The 21,627-nt window shown below is 64.4% G+C and carries 22 protein-coding genes; 9 read left to right on the plus strand and 13 right to left on the minus strand.

Annotation, left to right across the window (positions count from 1 at the left end; genetic code table 11):
- Positions 1-105 precede the first annotated feature (105 nt).
- The 4 genes from U0988_RS01935 to U0988_RS01950 all read right to left on the minus strand — a co-directional run bounded on the left by U0988_RS01935 (position 106) and on the right by U0988_RS01950 (position 3,943).
- On the minus strand, positions 106-345 hold the full coding sequence (locus U0988_RS01935) for a hypothetical protein (RefSeq protein WP_322290966.1): 240 nt from the start codon (positions 343-345) through the stop codon (positions 106-108).
- A gap of 117 nt (positions 346-462) precedes the next feature.
- On the minus strand, positions 463-1,722 hold the full coding sequence (locus U0988_RS01940) for an N-succinylarginine dihydrolase (RefSeq protein WP_322290967.1): 1,260 nt from the start codon (positions 1,720-1,722) through the stop codon (positions 463-465).
- Positions 1,719-2,735 (minus strand): arginine N-succinyltransferase, encoded by a 1,017-nt coding sequence (locus tag U0988_RS01945; protein ID WP_322290968.1) that lies wholly within the window; start codon positions 2,733-2,735, stop codon positions 1,719-1,721. The genes U0988_RS01940 and U0988_RS01945 overlap by 4 nt, the downstream gene beginning before the upstream one ends.
- Entirely contained in the window at positions 2,732-3,943 is a 1,212-nt protein-coding gene (locus tag U0988_RS01950; protein WP_322290969.1) for a hydrolase, read from the minus strand. Before U0988_RS01950 ends, U0988_RS01945 begins: the two co-directional genes overlap by 4 nt.
- Before the next feature lie 188 nt (positions 3,944-4,131).
- Here U0988_RS01950 and U0988_RS01955 point away from each other — a divergent pair, with 188 nt between their 5' ends.
- The gene (locus U0988_RS01955; RefSeq protein ID WP_322290970.1) at positions 4,132-6,231 is read left to right on the plus strand and encodes a malate synthase G; all 2,100 of its coding nucleotides are present in this window, start codon (positions 4,132-4,134) and stop codon (positions 6,229-6,231) included.
- A 15-nt stretch (positions 6,232-6,246) separates the two neighbouring features.
- On the opposite strand, the gene U0988_RS01960 is transcribed toward U0988_RS01955, so the two are convergent.
- The 5 genes from U0988_RS01960 to U0988_RS01980 all read right to left on the minus strand — a co-directional run bounded on the left by U0988_RS01960 (position 6,247) and on the right by U0988_RS01980 (position 12,207).
- Positions 6,247-6,414 carry a hypothetical protein gene (locus U0988_RS01960; RefSeq protein WP_322290971.1) on the minus strand — a complete coding sequence of 56 codons (168 nt, stop codon included), beginning with the start codon at positions 6,412-6,414 and terminating at the stop codon, positions 6,247-6,249.
- Between the two features lie 63 nt (positions 6,415-6,477).
- The gene (gene rsmA, locus U0988_RS01965) at positions 6,478-7,281 is read right to left on the minus strand and encodes a 16S rRNA (adenine(1518)-N(6)/adenine(1519)-N(6))-dimethyltransferase RsmA (RefSeq protein ID WP_322290972.1); all 804 of its coding nucleotides are present in this window, start codon (positions 7,279-7,281) and stop codon (positions 6,478-6,480) included.
- Between the two features lie 42 nt (positions 7,282-7,323).
- Positions 7,324-8,355: a 4-hydroxythreonine-4-phosphate dehydrogenase PdxA gene (gene pdxA, locus U0988_RS01970; protein WP_322291004.1), complete on the minus strand. Its 1,032-nt coding sequence runs from the start codon at positions 8,353-8,355 to the stop codon at positions 7,324-7,326.
- 10 nt (positions 8,356-8,365) lie between these two features.
- Positions 8,366-9,694 (minus strand): peptidylprolyl isomerase, encoded by a 1,329-nt coding sequence (locus U0988_RS01975; RefSeq protein WP_416172352.1) that lies wholly within the window; start codon positions 9,692-9,694, stop codon positions 8,366-8,368.
- A 185-nt stretch (positions 9,695-9,879) separates the two neighbouring features.
- Positions 9,880-12,207 (minus strand): LPS-assembly protein LptD, encoded by a 2,328-nt coding sequence (locus U0988_RS01980; protein WP_322290974.1) that lies wholly within the window; start codon positions 12,205-12,207, stop codon positions 9,880-9,882.
- Between the two features lie 109 nt (positions 12,208-12,316).
- Between U0988_RS01980 and U0988_RS01985 the strand changes: the two genes are divergently transcribed.
- From U0988_RS01985 to ndk, 4 genes are all read left to right on the plus strand, one after another.
- A complete protein-coding gene (locus tag U0988_RS01985; RefSeq protein ID WP_322290975.1) occupies positions 12,317-13,789 on the plus strand; it encodes a leucyl aminopeptidase in 1,473 nt (490 codons plus the stop codon).
- A 9-nt stretch (positions 13,790-13,798) separates the two neighbouring features.
- On the plus strand, positions 13,799-14,008 hold the full coding sequence (locus U0988_RS01990; protein WP_160754791.1) for a DUF2256 domain-containing protein: 210 nt from the start codon (positions 13,799-13,801) through the stop codon (positions 14,006-14,008).
- The gene (locus tag U0988_RS01995; RefSeq protein ID WP_322290976.1) at positions 13,992-14,435 is read left to right on the plus strand and encodes a DNA polymerase III subunit chi; all 444 of its coding nucleotides are present in this window, start codon (positions 13,992-13,994) and stop codon (positions 14,433-14,435) included. The genes U0988_RS01990 and U0988_RS01995 overlap by 17 nt, the downstream gene beginning before the upstream one ends.
- An 89-nt stretch (positions 14,436-14,524) precedes the next feature.
- The gene (ndk, locus tag U0988_RS02000) at positions 14,525-14,947 is read left to right on the plus strand and encodes a nucleoside-diphosphate kinase (RefSeq protein WP_322290977.1); all 423 of its coding nucleotides are present in this window, start codon (positions 14,525-14,527) and stop codon (positions 14,945-14,947) included.
- Between the two features lie 72 nt (positions 14,948-15,019).
- Here the strand turns inward: ndk and U0988_RS02005 are convergent, their stop codons facing one another.
- From U0988_RS02005 to purM, 3 genes are all read right to left on the minus strand, one after another.
- On the minus strand, positions 15,020-15,421 hold the full coding sequence (locus U0988_RS02005) for a hypothetical protein (protein WP_322290978.1): 402 nt from the start codon (positions 15,419-15,421) through the stop codon (positions 15,020-15,022).
- Positions 15,422-15,549: 128 nt separating this feature from the next.
- On the minus strand, positions 15,550-16,146 hold the full coding sequence (gene purN / locus U0988_RS02010; protein ID WP_322290979.1) for a phosphoribosylglycinamide formyltransferase: 597 nt from the start codon (positions 16,144-16,146) through the stop codon (positions 15,550-15,552).
- Entirely contained in the window at positions 16,139-17,239 is a 1,101-nt protein-coding gene (purM, locus tag U0988_RS02015; protein ID WP_322290980.1) for a phosphoribosylformylglycinamidine cyclo-ligase, read from the minus strand. Before purM ends, purN begins: the two co-directional genes overlap by 8 nt.
- A gap of 117 nt (positions 17,240-17,356) precedes the next feature.
- Here purM and U0988_RS02020 point away from each other — a divergent pair, with 117 nt between their 5' ends.
- From U0988_RS02020 to U0988_RS02035, 4 genes are all read left to right on the plus strand, one after another.
- The gene (locus tag U0988_RS02020) at positions 17,357-18,619 is read left to right on the plus strand and encodes a heavy-metal-associated domain-containing protein (protein WP_322290981.1); all 1,263 of its coding nucleotides are present in this window, start codon (positions 17,357-17,359) and stop codon (positions 18,617-18,619) included.
- A 22-nt stretch (positions 18,620-18,641) separates the two neighbouring features.
- A complete protein-coding gene (locus U0988_RS02025; RefSeq protein WP_322290982.1) occupies positions 18,642-19,268 on the plus strand; it encodes a DnaA ATPase domain-containing protein in 627 nt (208 codons plus the stop codon).
- Positions 19,269-19,354: 86 nt separating this feature from the next.
- Positions 19,355-20,059, plus strand: coding sequence for a serine O-acetyltransferase EpsC (gene epsC, locus U0988_RS02030; RefSeq protein WP_322290983.1), 705 nt, complete (start codon positions 19,355-19,357; stop codon positions 20,057-20,059).
- Entirely contained in the window at positions 20,059-20,421 is a 363-nt protein-coding gene (locus U0988_RS02035; protein ID WP_322290984.1) for a DUF2794 domain-containing protein, read from the plus strand. Before epsC ends, U0988_RS02035 begins: the two co-directional genes overlap by 1 nt.
- Here the strand turns inward: U0988_RS02035 and U0988_RS02040 are convergent.
- Positions 20,418-21,557, minus strand: coding sequence for a hypothetical protein (locus tag U0988_RS02040; protein WP_322290985.1), 1,140 nt, complete (start codon positions 21,555-21,557; stop codon positions 20,418-20,420). The two genes, U0988_RS02035 and U0988_RS02040, sit on opposite strands and share 4 nt — an antisense overlap.
- Positions 21,558-21,627: the final 70 nt, after the last annotated feature.

Genomic DNA, 21,627 nt, shown 5'->3' on the forward strand with positions numbered 1-21,627 from the left:
CGCGGCACATCACGACATCGTCATTGCGAGCGCAGCGAAGCAATCCATCGACCGAAGTTGCAATCATAGATCGGGTGCCGATGTCTTGCCGCGCACCTCAGGCGGTCAGGCCTCGCCTTCGATCGCCTGCTTTTCGCGTTCCAGCTTCAGGCAATCGAGGATCTTCGCGCCCGCCAGAAACACCGCGCCGGTGCAGGCGAGGAACAGCAGTTTGCCGCCGAAGCCCGGATACGCGACCAGATAGTTGCTGCCACGTTCGACAGCGCCCAGACCCAGCGCATAAATGATCAGGTAAGCTTCCCAGCTCGTCTTGATGACAAACAGCCGCTTAACCTTACCCAACATGGTCGTCCTTTCGTTAACCTGTTACTTCGCAAGCATCATGCCAGTGGCGGAAATCCGCTGCTCTTGAAAGTTAACAACCAGGCAAGTGTAACGCAGTTCGACAATCAGTCCAGCGCGTTAACCTAGTTCCTGCAGGCCTAATGCATCCAGCAATTCGAAGCGTGCCGTAATGATACGTTTTGCCAGTTCGGCATCGCCCACTTGCGCCGGTGCAATGCTTTCGGGCCAATGGGCGGCGATCACCGCTGCCATGCGGTCGGCCTTGGCATCGTCCAGCAGGAAGCGCGGATCGACGGTCTGCGGATCGGCCACCACGCGCAGGCGCAGACAGGCGGGCCCGCCGCCATTGGCCATGCTCTGGCGGACATCGACCGGGATCACCCGGCGGATCGGGCCATTGCCGGCCAGCATCCCTTCCAGCCATGTCCGGACCGGCGCGCTCTCCCAGCTTTCCAGCGGGACGACGAGCGCCATTTCGCCGCCCCCTCCTTCGCCGGGCAGCGACAGCAATTGTGCGTTGAACAGATAGGTCTTGATTGCCTCCGCCAGGCTTACCGAATCGGCGGGAACTTCGACCACTTCCAGTGCGGGAAACTTGGCGCGGATCGCGTCATAGGTGCCCTGCTGGTCGGCAAAGGCCTGTGCGTGGGTGAACAGTACCCGCTCGTTCGCCACCGAAACCACGTCGTTGTGAAACGCGCCGGCTTCGATCGCAGCGGGGTTCTGTTCGATGAACACCGTGCGTTCGGGATCAAGCTGGTGGAGCCGGGCAATCGCGCGGCTGGCCTGTTCATGCTGGCGGGCGGGAAATTTGCCGCCGGGCCGGCCATAGACAAACAGCTCGACACCGGGCGCGCCATGCGCATCGCATAGCCGCCCGTGATTGGCCGCGCCTTCGTCGCCGAAACTGGGCGGGACAGGATCGTGGATGGTGAAATGCTCCGGATCCGCAAAAGCGAGCTTCAACTGCGCCATCGTGTCGGGCCATTCCATGCCCCGGTGCGGCATCGTCACCAGATTGGCAGGAGTCAGATGGCAACGCCCGTCCGCCGCATCTGTAGCGGGGCTGACCGTGGCGGCATTGGCGGTCCACATCGAACTGGCGGACCAGGCTGCGGCAGTCAGGCGCGGATCGATGGTCGCATTCGCCCCCATCGCGGTGAGCCAATCGGTGTTGGGACGCGGCAGCGGAACGAAGAACCCCTGTGCCAGCCCGAGCGCCATGTTGGCGCGCATCTTTTCCAGCCCCTGCAGCGCCGCCGCGCGGGGATAGGAGGTTTCGCCCGCGTGCCTGGTAGCCGCGAGATTTCCCAGGCTGAGGCCCGCATAATTGTGTGACGGACCGACGATACCGTCGAAATTGATTTCCCGGATCACCGCGCCACACTCCAGACCGTGTCGCCCGGGGTCACGTCCAGCACATCCGCCGCGCGGGAATCGATCGCCACGGTGCCGTCTTCGGCAAACTGGCGCGCGCCGTAGCAGGCGCGGAAATTCGCCAGGGTGCCGGTCGCCACCAGCGCCCGCTCGCCCTTGTCCAACCCGGTTGCGGACACTTGCGCCGGCTTCGCTTCGCGGATGCTCTTCACCGTGTCGGTGCGCGCGATCATCGTCGGGCCGCCGTCGAAAATATCGACATAGCCGTCCGCGGAAAAGCCTTCGTTTTCGAGCATCCGCATGGCCGCGCGGCCGGTCGGATGGGGCATTCCGATCACCCTGCGCGCGCTTTCCTGCAGCATGGCGATATAGACCGGATGCTTGGGCATCAGATCGGCGATGAACTGGTTGCCGTTGATCGCGTTGAAGTAATCCGCTTCCTGGAAACTCATCCCGAAGAACCGCCCCGCGACTCCATCCCAGAAGGGCGATCCGCCGCGGTCGTCGATGATCCCGCGCAACTCAGCAATTACCCGGTCGGCAAACCGCGCACGGTGCATGGCGATGAACAGATAGCGGCTGCGCGCCAAAAGCAGGCCTAGCCCGCCCGCGCGCTCGCCCGGGTGAAGGAACAGGCCGCCGACTTCGGACGATCCCTCCAGATCGGTGGTCAGGCTGAGCATTTCGGCGCGGACGGTCCGGTCCAGCTCCTGCGAATGCTGGGTAAGTGTGGTCATCCGGTAGGAATAGAACGGCCATTGCCGGCCCACCTGACTGAAAATCTGGCAGGTGCCGCGGACATCGCCGGTGGCGGAATTTTCCAGCACCAGCACGAATTGCTCATCCACCAACCCGTTGTCTTCCCGCGCAAAGGCGGCAGCGGCACGTTCCAGCTTGGTGCCCAGCGCAGCGCGGTCGGGCGGCAGATTGGTGAAGCCGCCGCCGGTCAACTTGGCCATTTCATACAGCGCCTCGAGATCGTCAGGGCGCGCAGCGCGCAGGCGGAAGGTCACAGTTCGTCTCCCGAAGCGAGGCGGTGTAGCACCAGCGCCGACAAGGCCGCGCGTTCTTTCAGCGACGGCACGATCATGAATTCCTGCGGACTGTGGATCGCGCCGCCGCGCACCCCCATGGTGTCCACCACCGGCACGCCGCAGGCAGCGATGTTGTTGCCGTCGCATACGCCGCCGGTGGATTGCCAGCCGATTTCCTGCCCGAGCACCGAGCCGCAATCCCGCACCAGATCGAACAGCTTCTGCGCGCGGCCGTCCACCGGCTTGGGCGGGCGGGTGACGCCGCCGTGCAAGTGGATGGAGACCTCGTGCGATTGACGGATTTCGCGCATCAGCGCCTGCAATCCGGCCTCGAACCTCTCGCCCGCAGCGGGTTCTTTCGGGCGGATGTTGAAGCGCAGCACGGCATTGTCCGGCACCACATTATTGGCCGCACCGCCTTCGATTTTCGCCGGGTTGACCGGGCAGTCGGGCGTTTCCAGCCTCTTCAGGCCAAGCACCAATGCCGCCGCCGCAACGATGGCGTTGCGCCCGTCCTGCGGGTTGCGCCCGGCGTGGGCGGATTGGCCCTTCACGATCAGCGAATAATTGCCCGTGCCGCCGCGCGCATGGGCCAGCGTCCCATCGGGCAGGGCGCTGGGTTCATAGGTCAGGGCGGCATATTTGCCCCGCGCCAGCTCCTCGATCAGCGCAGCGGAGGACAGCGATCCGGTTTCCTCGTCCGCATTGATCAGCACATCATAGCCGATCCCGGCAGCCGCATCGGTGCTTTCCAGCGCCAGCAAGGCGTGGAGCATGACGGCGATGCCGCCTTTCATGTCAGCGAGGCCAGGGCCATTCAGAGTGGTATCGTCCAGCCAGGTCTGCGCCTGGAACGGGTCATCCGCCGGAAATACGGTGTCCATATGGCCGGTCAGCAGCAGACGCCGCACCGCATCGGGCCTCACCCGCAGCACCAGATGCTGGCCGTGGGGCTTCTCGAATTCCGCGCCGCCCGCATCGATCCCGGTCACGGGAGCGGGATCGGTGAGGCTGACTTCCCCGGGCAGGGCGGAAAACGCATCGGCTAGCAGTCCGGCCTGCACTGCCAGCCCGGCAAGATTGGCGGTGCCGGTGTTGACCGCGCTCCACGTCTGCGCCTGCGCCAGCATCGCAGGCTGATCGATTTGCTCGATCATGTCGGTTCCGGTCGGGTCCAATCGTGTCATCTGCTACCATCCCTAGCCGCGCCCAGGCCTGCGGCCAAGCCCGCGCGCGGAATATTGCCCGACGACATCCGCCTAAGCCGTTGCAATCGGGCGGTGCGCAGGCCATAGTACAGGCTCCTCCCCGGGAACCATTCTGATTTCACACACCATGCGGCCCTCCGGCTGCTTGAACGCTACGGGTAGGATTCATGACCAATTTCGAAACGCGTGCCGGCCTGACGGTTGACGGCGCTCTGGCCGGTTTTGTCGAGCAGGAGGTGCTCGGCCCGCTGGGCCACGAGCCCGCCCCTTTCTGGCAAGGTTTCGCCGATCTGCTGGCAGGATTCGCGCCGCGTAATCGGCAGCTGCTGGCGAAGCGCGACGAATTGCAGGCAAGGATCGACGCCTGGCACATCGAGCGCCGCGGCCAGCCGCATGATGCCGAGGCCTACCGCGCGTTCCTGCATGAAATCGGCTATCTCGTGCCTGCTCCGGCGGATTTCACCATCGCGACCGAGAATGTCGATCCCGAGATTGCCACCATGGCCGGGCCGCAGCTGGTGGTGCCGGTGCTCAACGCGCGGTTCCTGCTCAACGCCGCCAATGCGCGCTGGGGCAGTCTGTATGATGCGTTTTACGGCACAGATGCGCTGGAGAATGCGCCCCCAGCCAGGATCGCCAGTTACGATCCTGATCGCGGCGCGGCAGTGATCGCGGCAGGCCGGGCATTCCTGAATATGGCGCTGCCGCTGGTGGACCAAAGCTGGAGCGATATTGCCGGCGAGCATGACGGCACGCTGCAGGATGAAAGCCAGTTTGTCGGCAAGACGGATCGCGGCCTGTTGTTCCGCAACAACGGTCTGCACATCGAAGTTATCTTCGATGCCACCAGCGCCATCGGCAAGACCGACCCGGCGGGGATTTCCGACATTATCCTCGAATCCGCGCTTACGACGATCTGCGACCTTGAAGATTCGGTCGCTGCGGTGGACGCGGATGACAAATTGCTCGCCTATCGCAATTGGCTCGGCGTCAATCGCGGCGATCTGGAAGAGAGTTTCGACAAGGGCGGGAAGGTGCTGACCCGCAAGCTGGCGGACGACAAGCGCTTCACCGATTCCGACGGCAACGAACACACTCTGCCCGGACGCAGCCTGCTGTTCGTGCGGAACGTGGGCCATCTGATGACCAATCCCGCGATCCGCCTGCCCGATGGCAGTGAGGTGCCCGAGGGCATCATGGACGCGGTGATCACCAGCGCCATCGGTGCGCAGGATGTGAAGGGTCTCGGGCGCTATTCCAATTCGCGCACGGGCAGCATCTACATCGTGAAGCCGAAAATGCATGGGCCGGAAGAATGCGCCTTTACCAACGATCTGTTCGACGCGGTTGAGGATTTGCTTCACCTGCCGCGCCATACGGTCAAGGTCGGGGTAATGGACGAGGAACGCCGTACCAGCGCCAATCTGGGCGCGTGCATCCATGCCGTGCGGGACCGGATCGTGTTCATCAACACCGGCTTTCTCGACCGGACGGGGGACGAGATACATACCTCGATGCAGGCGGGTCCGATGATCCGCAAGGGCGCGATGAAGACCAGCACCTGGCTGACTGCATACGAAGCGCGCAATGTCGGGATCGGCCTGCGCCACGGCCTGTCGGGCCGCGCGCAGATCGGCAAGGGGATGTGGGCCGCACCCGACCGGATGGGCGCGATGATGAAGGAAAAGATCGCCCATCTCGACGCCGGGGCAAACACCGCCTGGGTCCCGTCACCCACCGCGGCAACGTTGCATGCGCTGCATTACCACCAGAAGGATGTGTTCGAAGTGCAGAAGGGGCTGGGAGACGTTCCGGGTCTCGAACTGTTGCTCACCATCCCGCTGGCGGAAGGGACCAACTGGAGCGAGGCGGAAGTGCACGAGGAGCTGGACAATAATGCGCAAGGCTTACTCGGCTATGTCGTGCGCTGGATCGACGCTGGCGTCGGCTGTTCAAAGGTGCCGGACATCCACGATGTCGGCCTGATGGAAGACCGCGCGACCCTGCGCATATCCTCGCAGCACATGGCCAACTGGCTGCTCCACGGCGTTTGTACCAAGGAACAGGTGATGGATTCGCTGAAGCGCATGGCCGCCAAGGTCGACGCGCAGAATGCGGGCGATCCGGCCTATGAACCGATGGAGGGCAATTGGGACGGTATCGCCTTCAAGGCCGCATGCGACCTCGTGTTCAAGGGCGCGGACCAGCCCAGCGGCTATACCGAGCCGCTGCTGCACCAGTGGCGCCAGGCGAAAAAGGCGGGCTGAGCGCCCCTATCCGGGTCAGCGAGCGCCTTTGCTCGCGCGGCGGGTGTCGCCTTCGCTGCCTCGGGCCGTGTCGGTCCCCTTGGGGAAATTGCCGCTCCGCTGGACCGAACCTTCATCGACCTCGGTCTGATGCGCGGGGTTCTTGTCGGTCTTGTTCTCGGGTTGGTTGCCGTCCTTGGTCATGATCGTTCTCCTTCCGGGTAGAACGAACGGACCCCGAATTCTTTCCGGAAATCCGCACCGGATTCAGCTCAGTAGCCGCGCAACTGCGATGAATTCCGCCACACTCAATGTCTCCGCCCGGCGGGTCGATTCGATGCCAAGCGCGTCCAGAGCCTCCAGCGCGCCCGGCACACCCTTCAGGCTCTGGCGCAACATCTTGCGGCGCTGACCAAACGCGGCGGCGGTTATGTTCTCCAGCACTCGCGCCGAAACCCCGTCCGGCATGGCGGCAGGGTTGATATGGACAATGGCGCTCATTACCTTGGGGGGCGGGGTGAAGGCGCTGCGGTGGACTTTCATCGCCAGTCTCGCGGCGGATCGCCACTGCGCCAGGACTGCGAGCCGCCCGAAGGCCGATCCGCCGGGCGCCGCGACGATGCGCTGGGCAACTTCCTGCTGGAACATCAGCGTCAGCGATGTCCATTGCGGCGGCCAACCTTCCCCGCCCAGCCACCGCACGAACAGCGCGGTACCGATGTTGTAAGGCAGATTGCTGAGCACCGCGAAGGGCTCGCCGTCCATCAACTCGCCATGGTCCATCTTCAGCGCGTCGCCCTGGATCACGCGCAATTGGCCGGGGAAGGCGTTCTCCAACTCGGCCAGCGCGGGCAGGCAGCGGCTGTCCATCTCGATGGCGGTCACCCGCGCACCGGCGCGCAGCAGCGCACGGGTAAGGCCGCCAGGGCCGGGGCCGACTTCCAGCACTGCCTTGCCCTGCAAATCACCGGGAATCGCGGCGATGCGGGCGAGCAAGTGTTCGTCGAACAGGAAATTCTGGCCCAGCGCCTTCGACGCGCTGAGGCCGTGCCGGGCAATGACTTCGCGCAAGGGGGGGAGGCAAGGGCTATCCACCCGCCGCCCATACGGGGATTACGCAGTTGTTGCCAGTCGCCGCGCCGCCATCTCCCCCGCCATGCGGATCGCGGCGATCATGGCGCCGGGATCGGCCACGCCCTTGCCCGCAATATCGAAGGCAGTGCCATGATCGGGGCTGGTGCGGATGATCGGCAGCCCGAGAGTGACATTCACCCCGGCGTCGAAATCGAGCGTCTTGAGCGGGATCAGCGCCTGGTCGTGATACATGCACAGCGCTGCGTCATAGGTCGGGCGGGCGCGGGCGGCAAACAGCGCGTCGGCGGGGTGGGGTCCGGTGACGTCCAGCCCCTCGGCGCGCAGGGCCGCGATGGCGGGCGCCATGATGCGCGTTTCCTCGTCGCCGAACTTGCCGCCCTCGCCCGCATGAGGATTGAGGGCGGCCACGGCGAGGCGCGGGTTGGCGATCCAGAAATCGCGCTGCAGAGCCGCCGCCGTGATCCGGGCGCGGCGGCAGATCAGCTCTGCCGTCAGCAGTCCGGGCACATCGGCCAGCGCGCAGTGCACGGTCAGCGGTACGGTGCGCAGCTGCGGCCCGGCCAGCATCATCACCGCATCGTCTGCGGGCAGGTCGCAGGCGGAGCCAAGAAATTCGGTCTGACCGGGAAAGGCGAAGCCTACTTCTGCCAGCAGCGACTTGGCGACGGGTCCGGTGACCAGGCCCGATGCCGCGCCGGACAGCGCCATACGGGTCGCCAGCGTGAGCGAGGCAAGCGCCAGCGCAGCGCCTTCGGGGTTCGGGCTTCCGGGGGTGTAGGCGAGGTTCAAGGCATCCGGCAGGTCGAGCACCGGCAGCGCGCCGGCAAAGCTTGCCTCCGCACCGTCGGTACCGGAAATCCGCACGATTGGCAGGTCATGTCCGCCCACGGCGGCGGCGGCGGCGAGGATTTCCGCCCCGCCGACCACGAAAAACGGCGGCAGCTCCTCCGCTTCCCGCAGCCGCCACGCAGCGGCAATCAGCTCCGGACCGACGCCCGCCGGATCACCCAGCGAAACTGCCAGGACAGACTGGGTCGGGGCAGCCGGCAGGTTCGCGGCCTCAATTATATTCGATATAGGCGTCGTTGCGCAGGTCGCGCAGATAACGCTGGGCCCGCTTGGCAATGCGCTCGCCTTCCATCTGGCCCAACATTTCGTCGAAGTCGGGGGCGTTGTCAGACTTTGCATCATCGCGGCCGCACAGCATCAACACGCTCACGCCATCTTCAACCGAGCCGAAGGGCGGGGTCGATTGGCCGACCTGCAATTCCAGCAGGCTCGGCTGCAAGGGGTCCGGCAAGTCGCGAACCTTGACGGCGTCGTTCGCGACAACCGTCGCGTTGAGCGTGGCCGCGGCGCGTTCGACATCGCCGCAGCCGCGCATGGACTGCACGACCTTGCCGAATTCGTCGATCCGGCCCGCTGCGACAGCATCGCTGACACCGGGTTCGAAAGTGATCGAAATCTGCTTCAGGCTGAGCACCGAATCGCGCGGATCGGCCATCAGGATCTGGCGCTTGTCGATCAGATACATGATTTCGAAACCACCCGGAATTTCGAAGGGACCAACCAACTGGCCGACCTGCATTCCGCGCGCGACGGTCTGCATTTCGGCAGGCAGGGTTTCCAGTCGGACAAAGCCGAGATCGCCGCCTACCACCGCCGTCGAGGCGTCGGAAAACTGGCGCGCATAGGCCACGAAGCTGCCGCCCTGCTGCAATTGCTGGACGATCCGGCGGGCGTTTTCGAGCACCGCGTCACGGGTTTCGGGCGTGGCTTCGAGGTAGATTTCCCCGATCCGGTATTCGTCGGTCCCGCGCGATGCCTCCATCCGGTCGAGTAATTCCCGGACTTCTTCCTCCGATACGTTGATGAACGGCGCGATTTCCCGGCGTTGCAGCCGTTCCCAGGCCATTTCACCTTCGATCTGCCGTTTCAACGACGCGGCAGAGGAGCCGATGCTCGCCAGATAGGCGTCCATCTTGGCGGTGTCGGAGCCGAAATTCTGCGCCGCAACCTGGGCGTAGCGGCGGTTGATCTCTTCGCGTTCCACGACGATTTCCTGCGCCGCAGCTTCCTGGATTTTCAGCGTTTCGTCGATCAGGTTGCGCAGTACCTGTTCGCGCACCCGCTGCAGTTCCGCATCGGGTATCTCGCCCTCGGAGGCTGCGACCAGCAAAGCCGTGCGGTGGTCGATGTCGGTGCCGGTGATAACCGCGCCGTTGACGATCGCGGTAGCGCGCCGGATATTGGGATCGCTCTTGCCCAGCAGCGTCGCATTTTCGGGTATATTGAGTGTGTTGGGCGTGGGCGCACTTGCCTGCGCCTGCGCAGCAACCGGGGACACGACCAGACCGAAGCTGGCGATTCCGGCAAGAAATTTGGACATCGTATTCTGGCTCACACTGTAATTCCGATATGTGGCGCGGGTGTTCCCGCACAATGAAGTGGCCCGGGTTTTGCCGTCATGCGGCTTAACCGTAGCTGAGTGGCGGCCTGAATAGCGGGTTTGCGGTCCGCTGCCAATTGCCCCCTTGTGGCTAAGTCTGCGACACAATCCAAGCCGCTGGCTGCCTAGCGAAAGCCGAGATGGCGGAGGCTGAAAAAGAGCTGGAAGGTATCCCCGCGCTCGGCATCTCCTGAGGTCACATAGTCGCGCCGCCAGGTTACGCCAAGTTCCAGGCAATCGTCTTCATAGGCAACGCCGAGCCGGGTGCGGACCGGTTCGAAACCGTCGGCGTTTAAGGTCGGGTCTTCCCTCCGGTCGGTCAGGTTGAACACGCCAGAGCCGAACACCGACCAGTAATCGGCGAAGCGTACCCGCGCGGCGGCGCGCAATTCTTCGCGGTCCTGCAAATCCTCGACCAGCTCGTCGATATTGCGGTTGAGCTTGAGATAGCCCACTTCGACATAGGTTTGCCGCGAACCGACCGTCGCGTCGAATTCGTTGCGGCGCAGGCTCAAATTGTCCTTGTCCAACCGGTAACGGTGAGTCAGCTTGACGAAATCGCGGAAACGGACCTCGGTCCGGCCGACGAAATCGGATACCCGCTCGCTCAGCCCGGTTCCGTCCACAAGGATATCGGAGGCTTCCTTGAACCGGTAGGATTGCCCCAGCGTCGTCTTGAGTCGCCAGCCGGGGCGCTGCAATTCCCAGTCGAAGCCGTAGGTCACGCGGACGCCGTCCTCGACCCGGTCATACCCTGGAAAGCGGTTGAGCGCGAAGAGGTTGGAATCTTCCAGGTCGATCGCGCGGCTGTCCTCGTTGGGCACTGCCAGATTGCGGATCGGCGGGGTGGCCACCAGCTGCACGCGCGGGGTGAATACCTGCGTTCCCCCCAGGAATTCGCCCACGAACGGCCATTTGACATCGACCGCGCCCAAACCGATGGCGCGGCCCTGCCATCCGGGCAGTCCGCGATAGGTCACGGTCTCGGTCAATGCGTTGTCGCTGCTGTGATAGACATCGCCGCGCCCCAGTGCGGTCAGCGAAACGATCTGTCCCAGTCCGGTCACGCCGCGCAATTGCCACTGCGCGCTGGCGAATGCGCGCTGGGTATCCTGTCCGTCCTTGCGAAACAGGTTGAGCGAATTCAGCTGCAGTTCGATGTTGCCGCCGAGCACCGGATCGTCCAGCCGGCGGCGGTAATCGACCACCGGAAGGACCAGCGGAACCTGGCCCTGATCCTGCCCTAGCCGCATGGTTTGGGTGGCCCAGCCGGCGAAGGAGAAATAGCTCCGCTCGTCGATCCGTTCGATGTTGACCGTGGAACGCAGCCGGTCGTCATTGCTGATGTCGTAGCGCCGCAGGAATGTCCTGTCGGTGGCGAGACGGATGGACCCGCTGACGCTCCATTCCGGGGTGAACTGGAATTTCCCGTTGGCTGCCAGATAGCCGCGCAGGCCGCGCTCGGAGGTGGGATCGCCGGTGAAGCTGGAAATCCGGCGGCTCTCGGTCAGATAGCCGGTTATCTGGTAGGCACCCTTGTCTACCAGGTGGCGGAAGGTGCCCGACAGCATCGGCGGCGCTTCGCTGAATACCGTGCCAACCAGTGTCAGATCGCGGTTTTCCGCCATGCTCCAGTAGTAGCTGCCGGTGACCTCTACCCCGTTGGACTGGCTGATTCGTAAATCGGGCACCATGAAGCCCGATGCCGCCCCGCTGTCGGTGCGCAGCGCGAGGCCCGGCAGCGGCAGCAGCCGTGCGCCGAACAATTCGAGATAGGCACCGCGGAACCTGATCCGCCGACTTTGCGGATCGTAGGTGACCCGGTCGGCGGTGACCCGCCAGCTGGGGTCTTTCGGGCAGCCGCGCGAATTCTCGACCGCGCAGGCGCTGTAAGCCGCCTGATTGAGGATGATGGTGCCGTCTTCGCCCCGGCTGCCGCTGTTCGCGGCCAGGCGTCCGCCTTCGCGCAGGGCCAGCAGCAAATCCTCCATCGCGCCGGTTTCGAACTTGTCGGTAAGCTCCAGCCGCTCGGTGTAGAGCTGGTTGCCTTCCTGATCGACGAATCGCACCTGGCCCGATGCGGTAATCAGGCCGGTGCCGCGATTCCATCGGACTTCCTGTGCGCGGACCGACTGGTCTTCGCTGCGCAGCAGCACATCGCCGCTGGCGGTGACGACATCGCTTTGCGAATCGTACTCGAGATTGTTCGCCTCGAATTCGATTTCGCGGAGTTCGGCAGGGCTCTCGGCGGGCGCTTCGGAAGCGGCCTGCGCGGTTGCGCTGTCCTGCGCCCAGACGGCCCCGTGGGCGAACGGCGCGGCGAACCCCACCAAAGCAATCGCCAGCAAACCGGAGGTGCGGGATAATTGGACTTGGTTCATGGCGCGCGGCGCGATTCTGTCTCTGTGTGCCGGTTGGCTGTAGCCGGTCGGGCTGGGGTCGGCGGGGGGCATGGCTTGCCTATCGCACTGCCCGCGCCTAATCGCAATCGCCAAGCGAAGCGGCGGTCCTGTGCTGCCGCGTTCCGCGAACCTACGCTGTCTTTTGCCTTTCGGAGCCTTCATGAACATCCTCTTCAGTCAAACAATTCCCGCCGGCACCAAGCTGATTGCCCTGGTCACGAACAAGGGCGCGATGCCCGATGGGCTCGAACCAGCGCTGGTGGAAGGCGCGAAGACCGCCCGCTTCAAGGGCAGCGCGGGCCAGGTTTTCGACGGATTTGTCGAGCGTTCGGGGGACATCCTGCGCGTCGCGATTGCCGGGGCGGGAGACCCTTCGGGCGGCGAAAACGGCGATGACCGGCGGACCAATCTGGAAAAAGCCGGTGCCGCGCTGACAGCGAAATTCCTGACCTCGGGCGAAACATCGCTGGCGCTTGACCTGACGAACAGCGGCCTGAGCGCCAGGGAAGCCGCATCCGTGCTGCTCGGTCTCAGGCTGCGCGGCTGGCGGCATGACGAATACCGCACCAGACTGAAGGAAGAACAGAAAATCACCCTGAAGACGGTGACCGTGGTCGGCGCGCCGGAAAGTGCCGAAGCCGCCTGGAAAGATGCCTCTGCCGTCGCGGCAGGGGTCGAATTCACCCGTCATCTGGTCGCGGAACCGGCCAACAAGGTATTCCCGATCAGTTTCGTCGAACGGTGCCAGAAAGTTTTTGAAGGCACCGGCGCGGAGCTGATTGTGCTGGATGAAGCCAAGATGGCGGAACTGGGCATGGGATCGATTCTTGCGGTAGGGCAGGGCTCCGAACAGCCGAGCCGGATCCTCGCGATCCGCTGGAACGGCGGCGATGCAGGCGCGAAACCGATGTGCTTTGTCGGCAAGGGCGTCACCTTCGATACCGGCGGCATTTCGCTGAAGCCCGGTCCCGGCATGGAAGAAATGAAATGGGACATGGGCGGCGCAGGGGCGGTGGCTGGCGCAATGCTGGCGCTGGCAACCCGCAAGGCGAAGGCGAATGTCGTCGGCGTGATGGGCCTGGTCGAGAATATGCCCGACGGCAAGGCGCAGCGTCCGGGCGACGTGGTCACATCCATGTCCGGCCAGACAATCGAGGTGCTCAACACCGACGCCGAAGGCCGGATGGTCCTGTGCGACGCGCTGCATTGGGCGCAGCAGGAATTTTCCCCGCTCGCGATAGTCGATTTCGCCACGCTGACGGGCGCGATGGTTATCGCGCTTGGCCACGAATACGCCGGGATGTTCGCCAATGACGAAGATCTGGCGGCGAAGCTGGATGCGGCGGGCAAGGCGACCGGCGACAAGGTATGGCGGATGCCGCTGTCGCCTGCGTATGACAAGCTGATCGACAGCCCGATTGCCGACATTAAGAATGTCGGCCCGCGCCCCGGTGGGTCGATCACCGCGGCGCAGTTCCTCCAGCGTTTCATCGCCAAGGGCACGCCGTGGGCGCATTGCGATATCGCGGGCATGGCGTGGGCGGACAAGGCGGGCACTACCTGGGACAAGGGCGCAACCGGGTTCGGGGTGCGGTTGATCGACCAGTATATCCGCGACAATGTAGAAGCCTGAGGAAAGCCGATGGCCCGCACGTCCCACAAGGCCGAATTGCCGAGCAAGATCTGCCTGACCTGCGGGCTGCCGTTCAACTGGCGCAAGAAATGGGCGCGCGAATGGGACAATGTCCGCTATTGTTCGGAACGGTGCCGCCGCTCGAAAAGCAGCACCGCGGTCAAGAAAACCTCCGCGAAAAACCCGATTATCTTTACCCCGGATGTCGATGCGAGTTGATTTCTACCTGCTCGACCGCGATCCGGCGGAAGCGGTCGCGGTGCTGCTGGCGCGCGCCGCGAAACAGGCGGGGGAACGCGTGCTGGTGGTGTCGGGCGATGCCGAACAGAGGATGCGGATCGATCAGGCGCTGTGGACCGCGGCCCCCGAAGCCTTTCTGGCGCACGGGACCGCGGGCGAAGGGCATGAGGAACGCCAGCCGGTGCTTATCGCCGACGATCTAACGGCAGCGAATGCGGCAAAGTTCGTCATTCTGGCGGACGGCAAATGGCGGGAGGAAAGCGCGCGTTTCGACCGCGCGTTCCTGCTGTTCGGCGAAGATCGCCGGCAGGACGCCCGCGAATGCTGGACCGCGCTGGGCAAGGAAGCGGCGATGGAACGCCATTTCTGGAAGCAGGAAGGCGGAAAATGGCGCGAGATGGGATGACCAGCTTGGCCTTGCGCTAAATGCCCGGCGGGGCTAGGGGCGCGCGCAACGCATTTCCCCACCATCACCCAGCAATTCAGGAATTTCCCATGGCGGTTACCCGCACCTTTTCGATCATCAAGCCCGATGCCACCCGCCGCAACATTACCGGCGCGGTGACCAAGATGCTGGAAGAAGCCGGCCTGCGCGTCGTCGCTTCCAAGCGGATCCACATGAGCCGCGAACAGGCCGAAGGCTTCTACGCCGTCCACCGCGAACGTCCGTTCTTCGGCGAATTGGTCGATTTCATGATCAGCGGCCCGGTCGTGGTCCAGGTCCTTGAAGGCGAAGACGCAATGCAGCGCAACCGCGACATCATGGGCGCGACCAACCCCAAGGATGCCGCCCCCGGCACGATCCGCGGCGAACTGGCCGAAAGCATTGAAGCCAACACCGTGCACGGTTCCGATTCGGACGAAAATGCCGCCGTCGAGATCGCCTATTTCTTCACCCCGGAAGAAATCGTCGGCTGATCGGAAAATCCGGTTGAGAACACGAAAGGCCGCCGGAGCGATCCGGCGGCCTTCTTGTTAGTGAAAGGGTATTCAGGCTTCCACGCGTTCCACAGTCACGACTTCACCTTCGGGATCGGTCGAAGTCCAGACTCCGTCCTCGCCGACCGTTTCGGTGTGGCATTTCTGAACTGCACCTTCTGCGTCTTCGGTCGTGCAGTAGGTTTCCGGCGATTTCTGTTCCCAGGTGCCGGTCTTCGGTGCTTCCCCTTCGGTCGTCGAAGTGTAGGTTCCGTCGGCGCGGACTTCCTCCATCGTGACCTTGCCGTCAGCCGAGGTTATCTTGTAGGTGCCCGCGCTGGGTCCCCCGTCCGCTGCGGTTACTGCCACGGGTGCTTCAACCACTTCGGCTGGCGCTTCGGCTTCGTCGGTTGTTTCGGCAGGTGAGCACGCTGCCAAAACGGCAATCGCGGATAGCATCAGGATCTTTCTCATATGTTTCCCCATTCGTTCAACGCGACCTGGCTGTAGCCATCGCCGCAGAGCACGACCCCGGCCACGTGCTACGCCTATTTCGGGCAAATGCAAATCCGGGATCCGGCGGCACAGAGGCAGCCGCTTGCCTAGGGCAAATTCCTGCTGGCGGCCCTACGCCGGACATATTCGCCAAGCACACGCGGGTAGAGTTGGTGTTCCGCCAGCCGGACCCGTGCCGCCAGCGTTTCGGGGGTGTCTTCCGGCAGGACGGCGACCTCGGCCTGACCCAGAACTTCGCCCGCATCAAGCTCGCGGCTGACCAGATGCACGCTGGCTCCGGCGACCCTGTCACCCGCCTCCAGCGCGCGGGCATAGGTGTCGAGGCCGCGATATTTTGGCAGCAGCGAAGGGTGGATATTGAGCATCCGTCCCGCCCAGCGGTCCACGAACTCGTCCGACAGGATGCGCATATATCCCGCCAGCACGATCATCTTCGCGCCCGCCTCCACCGCCGCCGCTTCCATCGCGGTGTCATGGGCCACACGCGCCATGCTTTTGTGAGGCAGGGCAAAAGTTGCGATCCCTTCCGCCGCGGCCAGCCGGAGCCCCTCCGCCGCGGGATCGTTGCTGGCGACCAGCACGATCCGGTACGGTGCGCCCGTGATCCGGCTGGCATAGAGCAGAGCGGCCATGTTGGTGCCGCTGCCGGAAATGAACACCGCGACGGGCGTGTTCTCAGCCAAGGTGGCGGGCTTCCCAGTCCGCCTTTGCCGACCATGTTCCGGCCGATCCGCGCACGGTGCAGCCCTTGTCGCCCGCCACGATCTCGCCGACGCGGACCACGGTTTCGCCCGCAGCGGTAAGTTCGGCGGTCAGCGCGTCCACATCGCCGACTTCGACCGCCAGCACCATGCCGACGCCGCAATTGAAGGTGCGGGCCATTTCTTCCGGCTCGATATTCCCTTGGCCTTGCAGGAACGCCATCAGGCGCGGCTGCGGCCAGCCGTCCGCATTCACGACAGCGTGCGCGCCGTCGGGCAGCACGCGGGGAATATTTTCCAGCAGTCCGCCGCCGGTAATATGCGCGCAGGCGGCAATCCTGCCGCTGCGGATCGCTGGCAGCAAGCTCTTGACGTAAATTCGGGTCGGTTCGATCAGATGGTCGATCAGCAAACGCTCAGGGTCGAACAGGGCGGGGCGGTTCAGTTTCCAGCCCTTGTCTTCCGCCAGCCGCCGGACAAGCGAATAGCCGTTGGAATGGACTCCCGAACTGGCAAGGCCGAGCAGCACCTGCCCCGGGGCAACCCGGTCGCCAGTCAGTTGCTCGCCGCGCTCGACTGCGCCGACGCAGAAACCCGCCAGATCGTAATCGCCCGGCGCGTACATACCGGGCATTTCGGCCGTCTCGCCGCCGATCAGCGCGCATCCGGCAGTCAGGCAGCCTTCCGCGATGCCCGCGATCACGCGCTCCGCAATGCCGGTTTCCAGCTTGCCAGTGGCGAAATAGTCGAGGAAAAACAGTGGTTCCGCGCCCTGGACGATCAGATCGTTGACGCACATTGCGACCAGGTCGATCCCGACGCTATCGTGCCGGTCGTGATCGATCGCCAGCTTCAGCTTGGTGCCCACGCCGTCGTTCGCCGCCACCAGCAGGGGATCGCCATAGCCCGCCGCCTTCGGATCGAAAAAGCCGCCGAACCCGCCCAGTTCGGACGTGGCGCCGGGCCGCGCAGTCGCCTTCACCAGCGGCCCGATCGCCTTGACCAGCGCATTCCCCGCGTCGATCGAGACACCGGCTTTGGCGTAGGTGTAGCGTTCCGGAGGAGCGTTATTCACGGGCTTATCGTCAGGCATGACCCCGCTTTACGCATTCGCGCTTGGATTTCCACGTGTCATTGGGCAAAAGGCACCAAGTTTTCCCCGATGAGTCATTCTCCCTCCCTTCCAGCCGCCGTGCGCGACGGCATCTTTCGCCCGACCCTGCGGAACGGGTTGATGGCGCTTGCAGTGCTGGTGCTGGCGATCCTCGCTGGCCGGGCGCTGCTCGCACAGGTGGAGGGCGAGCGCGGCATTTCCGCCATCGCCAGCAGCAGCGACATCGAAGTCGGCGGGATCCAGGTGGATGTGCGAGGCGACAACGCCCAAGACGCGCAGAGGAAGGGCTGGTCTGAGGCGCAGCGGCTTGCCTGGAAGAAGCTCGGCGGACCGCAAGTGTCTGATGCGGAGCTCGATTCGATGGTAACCGCGGTGGTAATCCAGCAGGAACGCATCGGTCCCCGCCGCTACATCGCCACGCTCGGGGTAATTTTCGACCGCGGACGGGCAGGGCAGATGCTCGGTTCTGGCGCGCAACGCGAGCGTTCAGCGCCGATGCTGCTGGTGCCGGTAACCTTCGAAGGCGGCACCGCGCGGGTCTACGAAATGGTCAATCCATGGCAGCGGGCTTGGGCGGAATACCAGGCGGGCGGCAGCCGGATCGATTATGTCCGTCCCTCTGGTGCGAACGGCGATTCGCTGCTGATCACCTATGGTCAGACCAGCCGCCGCAGCCGCATCTGGTGGCGCAATGTGCTCGACCAGTTTGGCGCGTCGGATGTGTTGATTCCGATCGTCCATCTGGAACGCCAATGGCCCGGCGGACCGGTCGAAGGCCGATTCACGGCGCGCTACGGTCCGGACAATACCTATCTCGGCAGCTTTACCCTCAGGGCCCAAAACGATGCGGATATACCCCGTATGCTGGGGCAGGCGGTGGAGCGGATGGACAATGTGTTCGAGCGAGCGCTGGCCGAGGGAAAATTGCGGCCTGACCCGACGCTCAATCTGGGCTCGCCAACGCTCGATCCGGCATTGCAGCGGCTGCTCGAAATCGGCCGCGCGGCGGAGGCCAGCGAACGCGCCCGAAGTGACGCCGCCTCAGGTGACGCGGCGGGCGAAGCGGTCCCTGCTCCCGAAGGGCCTGGCACCCCGGCTGCGGTGGTTTCGAGCTATGTGGTGCAGTTTGCCAGCCCCGATGGCAGTTCGGTCGATGCCACGCTGGCGGCGGTAAGGGCGGCACCGGGCGTGCGCGGCGCGGCGACCAGCAGCATCGCGATTGGCGGCACCAGCGTGATGCGGGTCAGCTACGGCGGCACGATCGAACAATTGGCGGCGGCGCTGCGCGGGCGCGGATTTACCGCGACGCAGGGCAACAACGCGCTCGCCATCAGCCGATAAGGCGCGGGTGATGGCGCGGGATATGTCGCAGATCGCCCTGCCGCTGGCGCACCGGCGGGCCGAAGATCCGCAGCGGATCGTTATCGGGAATGCCAACCGGACCGTGATCGAGGCTCTTCGTAGCCCCTCCGAGTGGCCGTTTCGCACCGCAATCCTCACCGGACCGCCCCGTTCGGGCAAGAGCCTGCTGGGCCGCTGGTTCTCCGCGCAGGGTTCGGCGAGCCGCGGCCGGGGCGAAGTCGTCGACGGGGCAAATCTGCTCGACGAAACGGACCTGTTCCACCGCTGGAACCGGGCGCAGGAAGATGGCCGGCCGCTGCTGCTGATCAGCGACGCGCAGCCGTGGGACATCGCCCTGCCGGACCTGCGATCGCGGCTCGGCGCAGCGCTCCACCTGGAAATTGCCGCGCCCGACGATGCGATGGTGGCCGGATTGATGGAAAGCCTGGCGGCGCAGCGGGCGCTTGTTTTGGGCGAAGGGGCGCTTACCTATCTAGCGCCGCGCGCGGTTCGCAGCTTCGCGGATATCGAGCGGCTGATAGCGACGATCGACCGTCTCAGCCTGGAACGCAAGGCACCCGCCACGCTGTCCATCTGGCGCGACGCACTGGAAGCCGTGCAGGGGGCCGAGCAACCAAGGTTGCTGTAACCTTGCATTGCCGCCGCTTTGGTGAAAGAATCGCTCCTGACAAAGCGGGGGCTTGAAACGATGCTGCGTGAAAGGACATTGTTCCAGTGTTTGACCGTTTGACCTCCTATCTCGATTCCATCCGGGCGCGCGATCCCGCGCCGCGTTCGCGCTGGGAAGTGCTGCTGTACCCGGGCGTCTGGGCGCTGGGGCTGCACCGAGTGGCGCATTGGCTGTTCGGGGCGCAGCTCTATTTTTTGGCCCGGCTGGTCAACCATTTCAGCCGCATGATCACCGCGATCGATATCCACCCCGGCGCGACAATCGGGCGCAATTTCTTCATCGACCACGGCTTTACGGTCATCGGCGAGACCGCCGAGATCGGCGACAATGTAACGATCTACCAATGCGTGACGCTGGGCGGGACCAATCCGACCAACGGCCGCGGCGGCAAGCGGCATCCCACTCTGGCAGACAATGTGATTATCGGCTCGGGCGCCCAGATCATCGGCCCGATCACCGTTGGCAAGCGCGCCCGCGTGGGCGCCAACGCGGTGGTGCTGGACGATGTGCCCGAAGGGGCGACAATGGTCGGCCTGAAAGCGCGCAGCACACTGGTTTCGGCAGAGGAATGGGTCCGGGAATTCATCCCCTACGGCACGCCTTGCGATGAACCTTGCGAGGAAATGGTCGGCACGGGCATTCGCCGGATTGAGGAATTGCAGCGCCAGATGGCCGAAATGCGCGCCGAACTGGAAGCGCTCAAATCGGGTGAGCACGCCCCGGCGCAGCGTAGCGGCACCGATAGCTGATGGCCGGAGGCTCGCCGGGCTCCGTCGTCCCGTTTCCCGGCGGTTCAATCCAAGGACGCGCGCCGCTGCAGGTGTGTTTCGAGCGCGCGGAACTCGGCCGGATCATGGACCTATATGGCCGGATGGTGGCAGCCGGCGAATGGCGCGACTACGCGATGGATTTCAACCGCGATGTGGCCGTATTTGACGCCTTCCGCCGGGCCGCCGAACGCCCGCAGATGCGGGTCGAGAAACGCCCGGCGCTGCGCGGCAAGCAGGGCATGTGGACGCTCTACGGCGAACACGGCCAGGTCCTGAAACGCGGGCACGACATCGGCGGCGTCCTCGCCCCAGTGGAACGGCGGCTGGTGAAGGCTGTCTAGGCCGTCAGCGGTACTCCCGCGGCGGGCAATCGGCTGCGCATCGTGGCAGGCAGCTGCTCGACCACGACACGCCGGATGGGGGTCCAGAACGCCGACAGGGTGAGCAGGGCGGAGCCGATCACCAGCGCAGTGAGCGCCACGTTTAATTCCACCGCGCCGAACCGGTCGAACAGCGATGCCAGCGTGACCAGCACATAGGCGAGGGCAGACACCAGCAGCGCGCGCCGATCGATCGCCAGCGCAACCAGACCCATCGCGACATACACCGCGAGCGCGCCTGCCGCTGCACCCACCCCGATGTCCTGCCCGTCGGTTACGCCGAGCCAGTGGAACAGCGGGTGAGCAATCATCGGCGCGGCCAGCAGGTGAAGCCAGAAGGCGACGTCGCTGCGGCGGGTCTGCCGCTCGCGGTCGCTCATGTCCCACCGCATGGCGAGCATGAAAATTGCCATACCGGACAGGAACACCAGCGGGAGGATCAGTGTGTCTCCGTTCAGGCTGGTGGCCGATGCCAATACAGAGACGACCAGCATGATTGCAAATATCGCCAGCGCGCCCGCACCGGCGGCAATCGTGATCGGAACGCCGAACCGCCGCCAATGCAGCCACGCGCCGCCTGCGGCGATCAGGCCGGAACCGGACGCGAAAGCGGCGATGAGATACCCGCTGCCGGAGCCGATGTTGTCAGGCCCGGCAATCGTCGCGGCGAGACCCAGGGAGGTGAACAACAGACCAGCTACGAAGGCGAGCAGCAGGATGATGCTGGGCAGTGCCATTCGGCGTTTGCGGGTGAAGAATTCCGCCAGCAGCCAGGCCGTCGCCGCAGCCAGGGCCGCTCCGAACATGATTTCCGCTGATTCCTGGCGCACGAATCGGGAATTTCCGCCGAAATCGTTCGGATCGACCGCGAAGGCGGCTGTGCCGATTGCCTGCCCGATCGCAGCGACCGCGAACAGCAGGATCACCACGCCGATCGACACGAAAATATCGTTGAAGCTGCTGACGAAGCGGAAGTGTTCCTCGTCGGTCACCGGCCGTTCGCGAATGCTGACGACATGGGCGCGGAGTTTGTCCGCGGCCTCGGGAGCCAGAACCCCCGCGCTTACTGCCGAATTGATCTCGTCCTGACTGTACATGCGGCGTATCTCCCCTTTATTTGTCGGGAGATACGCCAAGTGTGTTAGTTGGTCAATACAGTCTTTGACC

Source organism: Allopontixanthobacter sp. (assembly GCF_034376665.1).
In the GTDB taxonomy this organism is placed as follows: domain Bacteria; phylum Pseudomonadota; class Alphaproteobacteria; order Sphingomonadales; family Sphingomonadaceae; genus Allopontixanthobacter.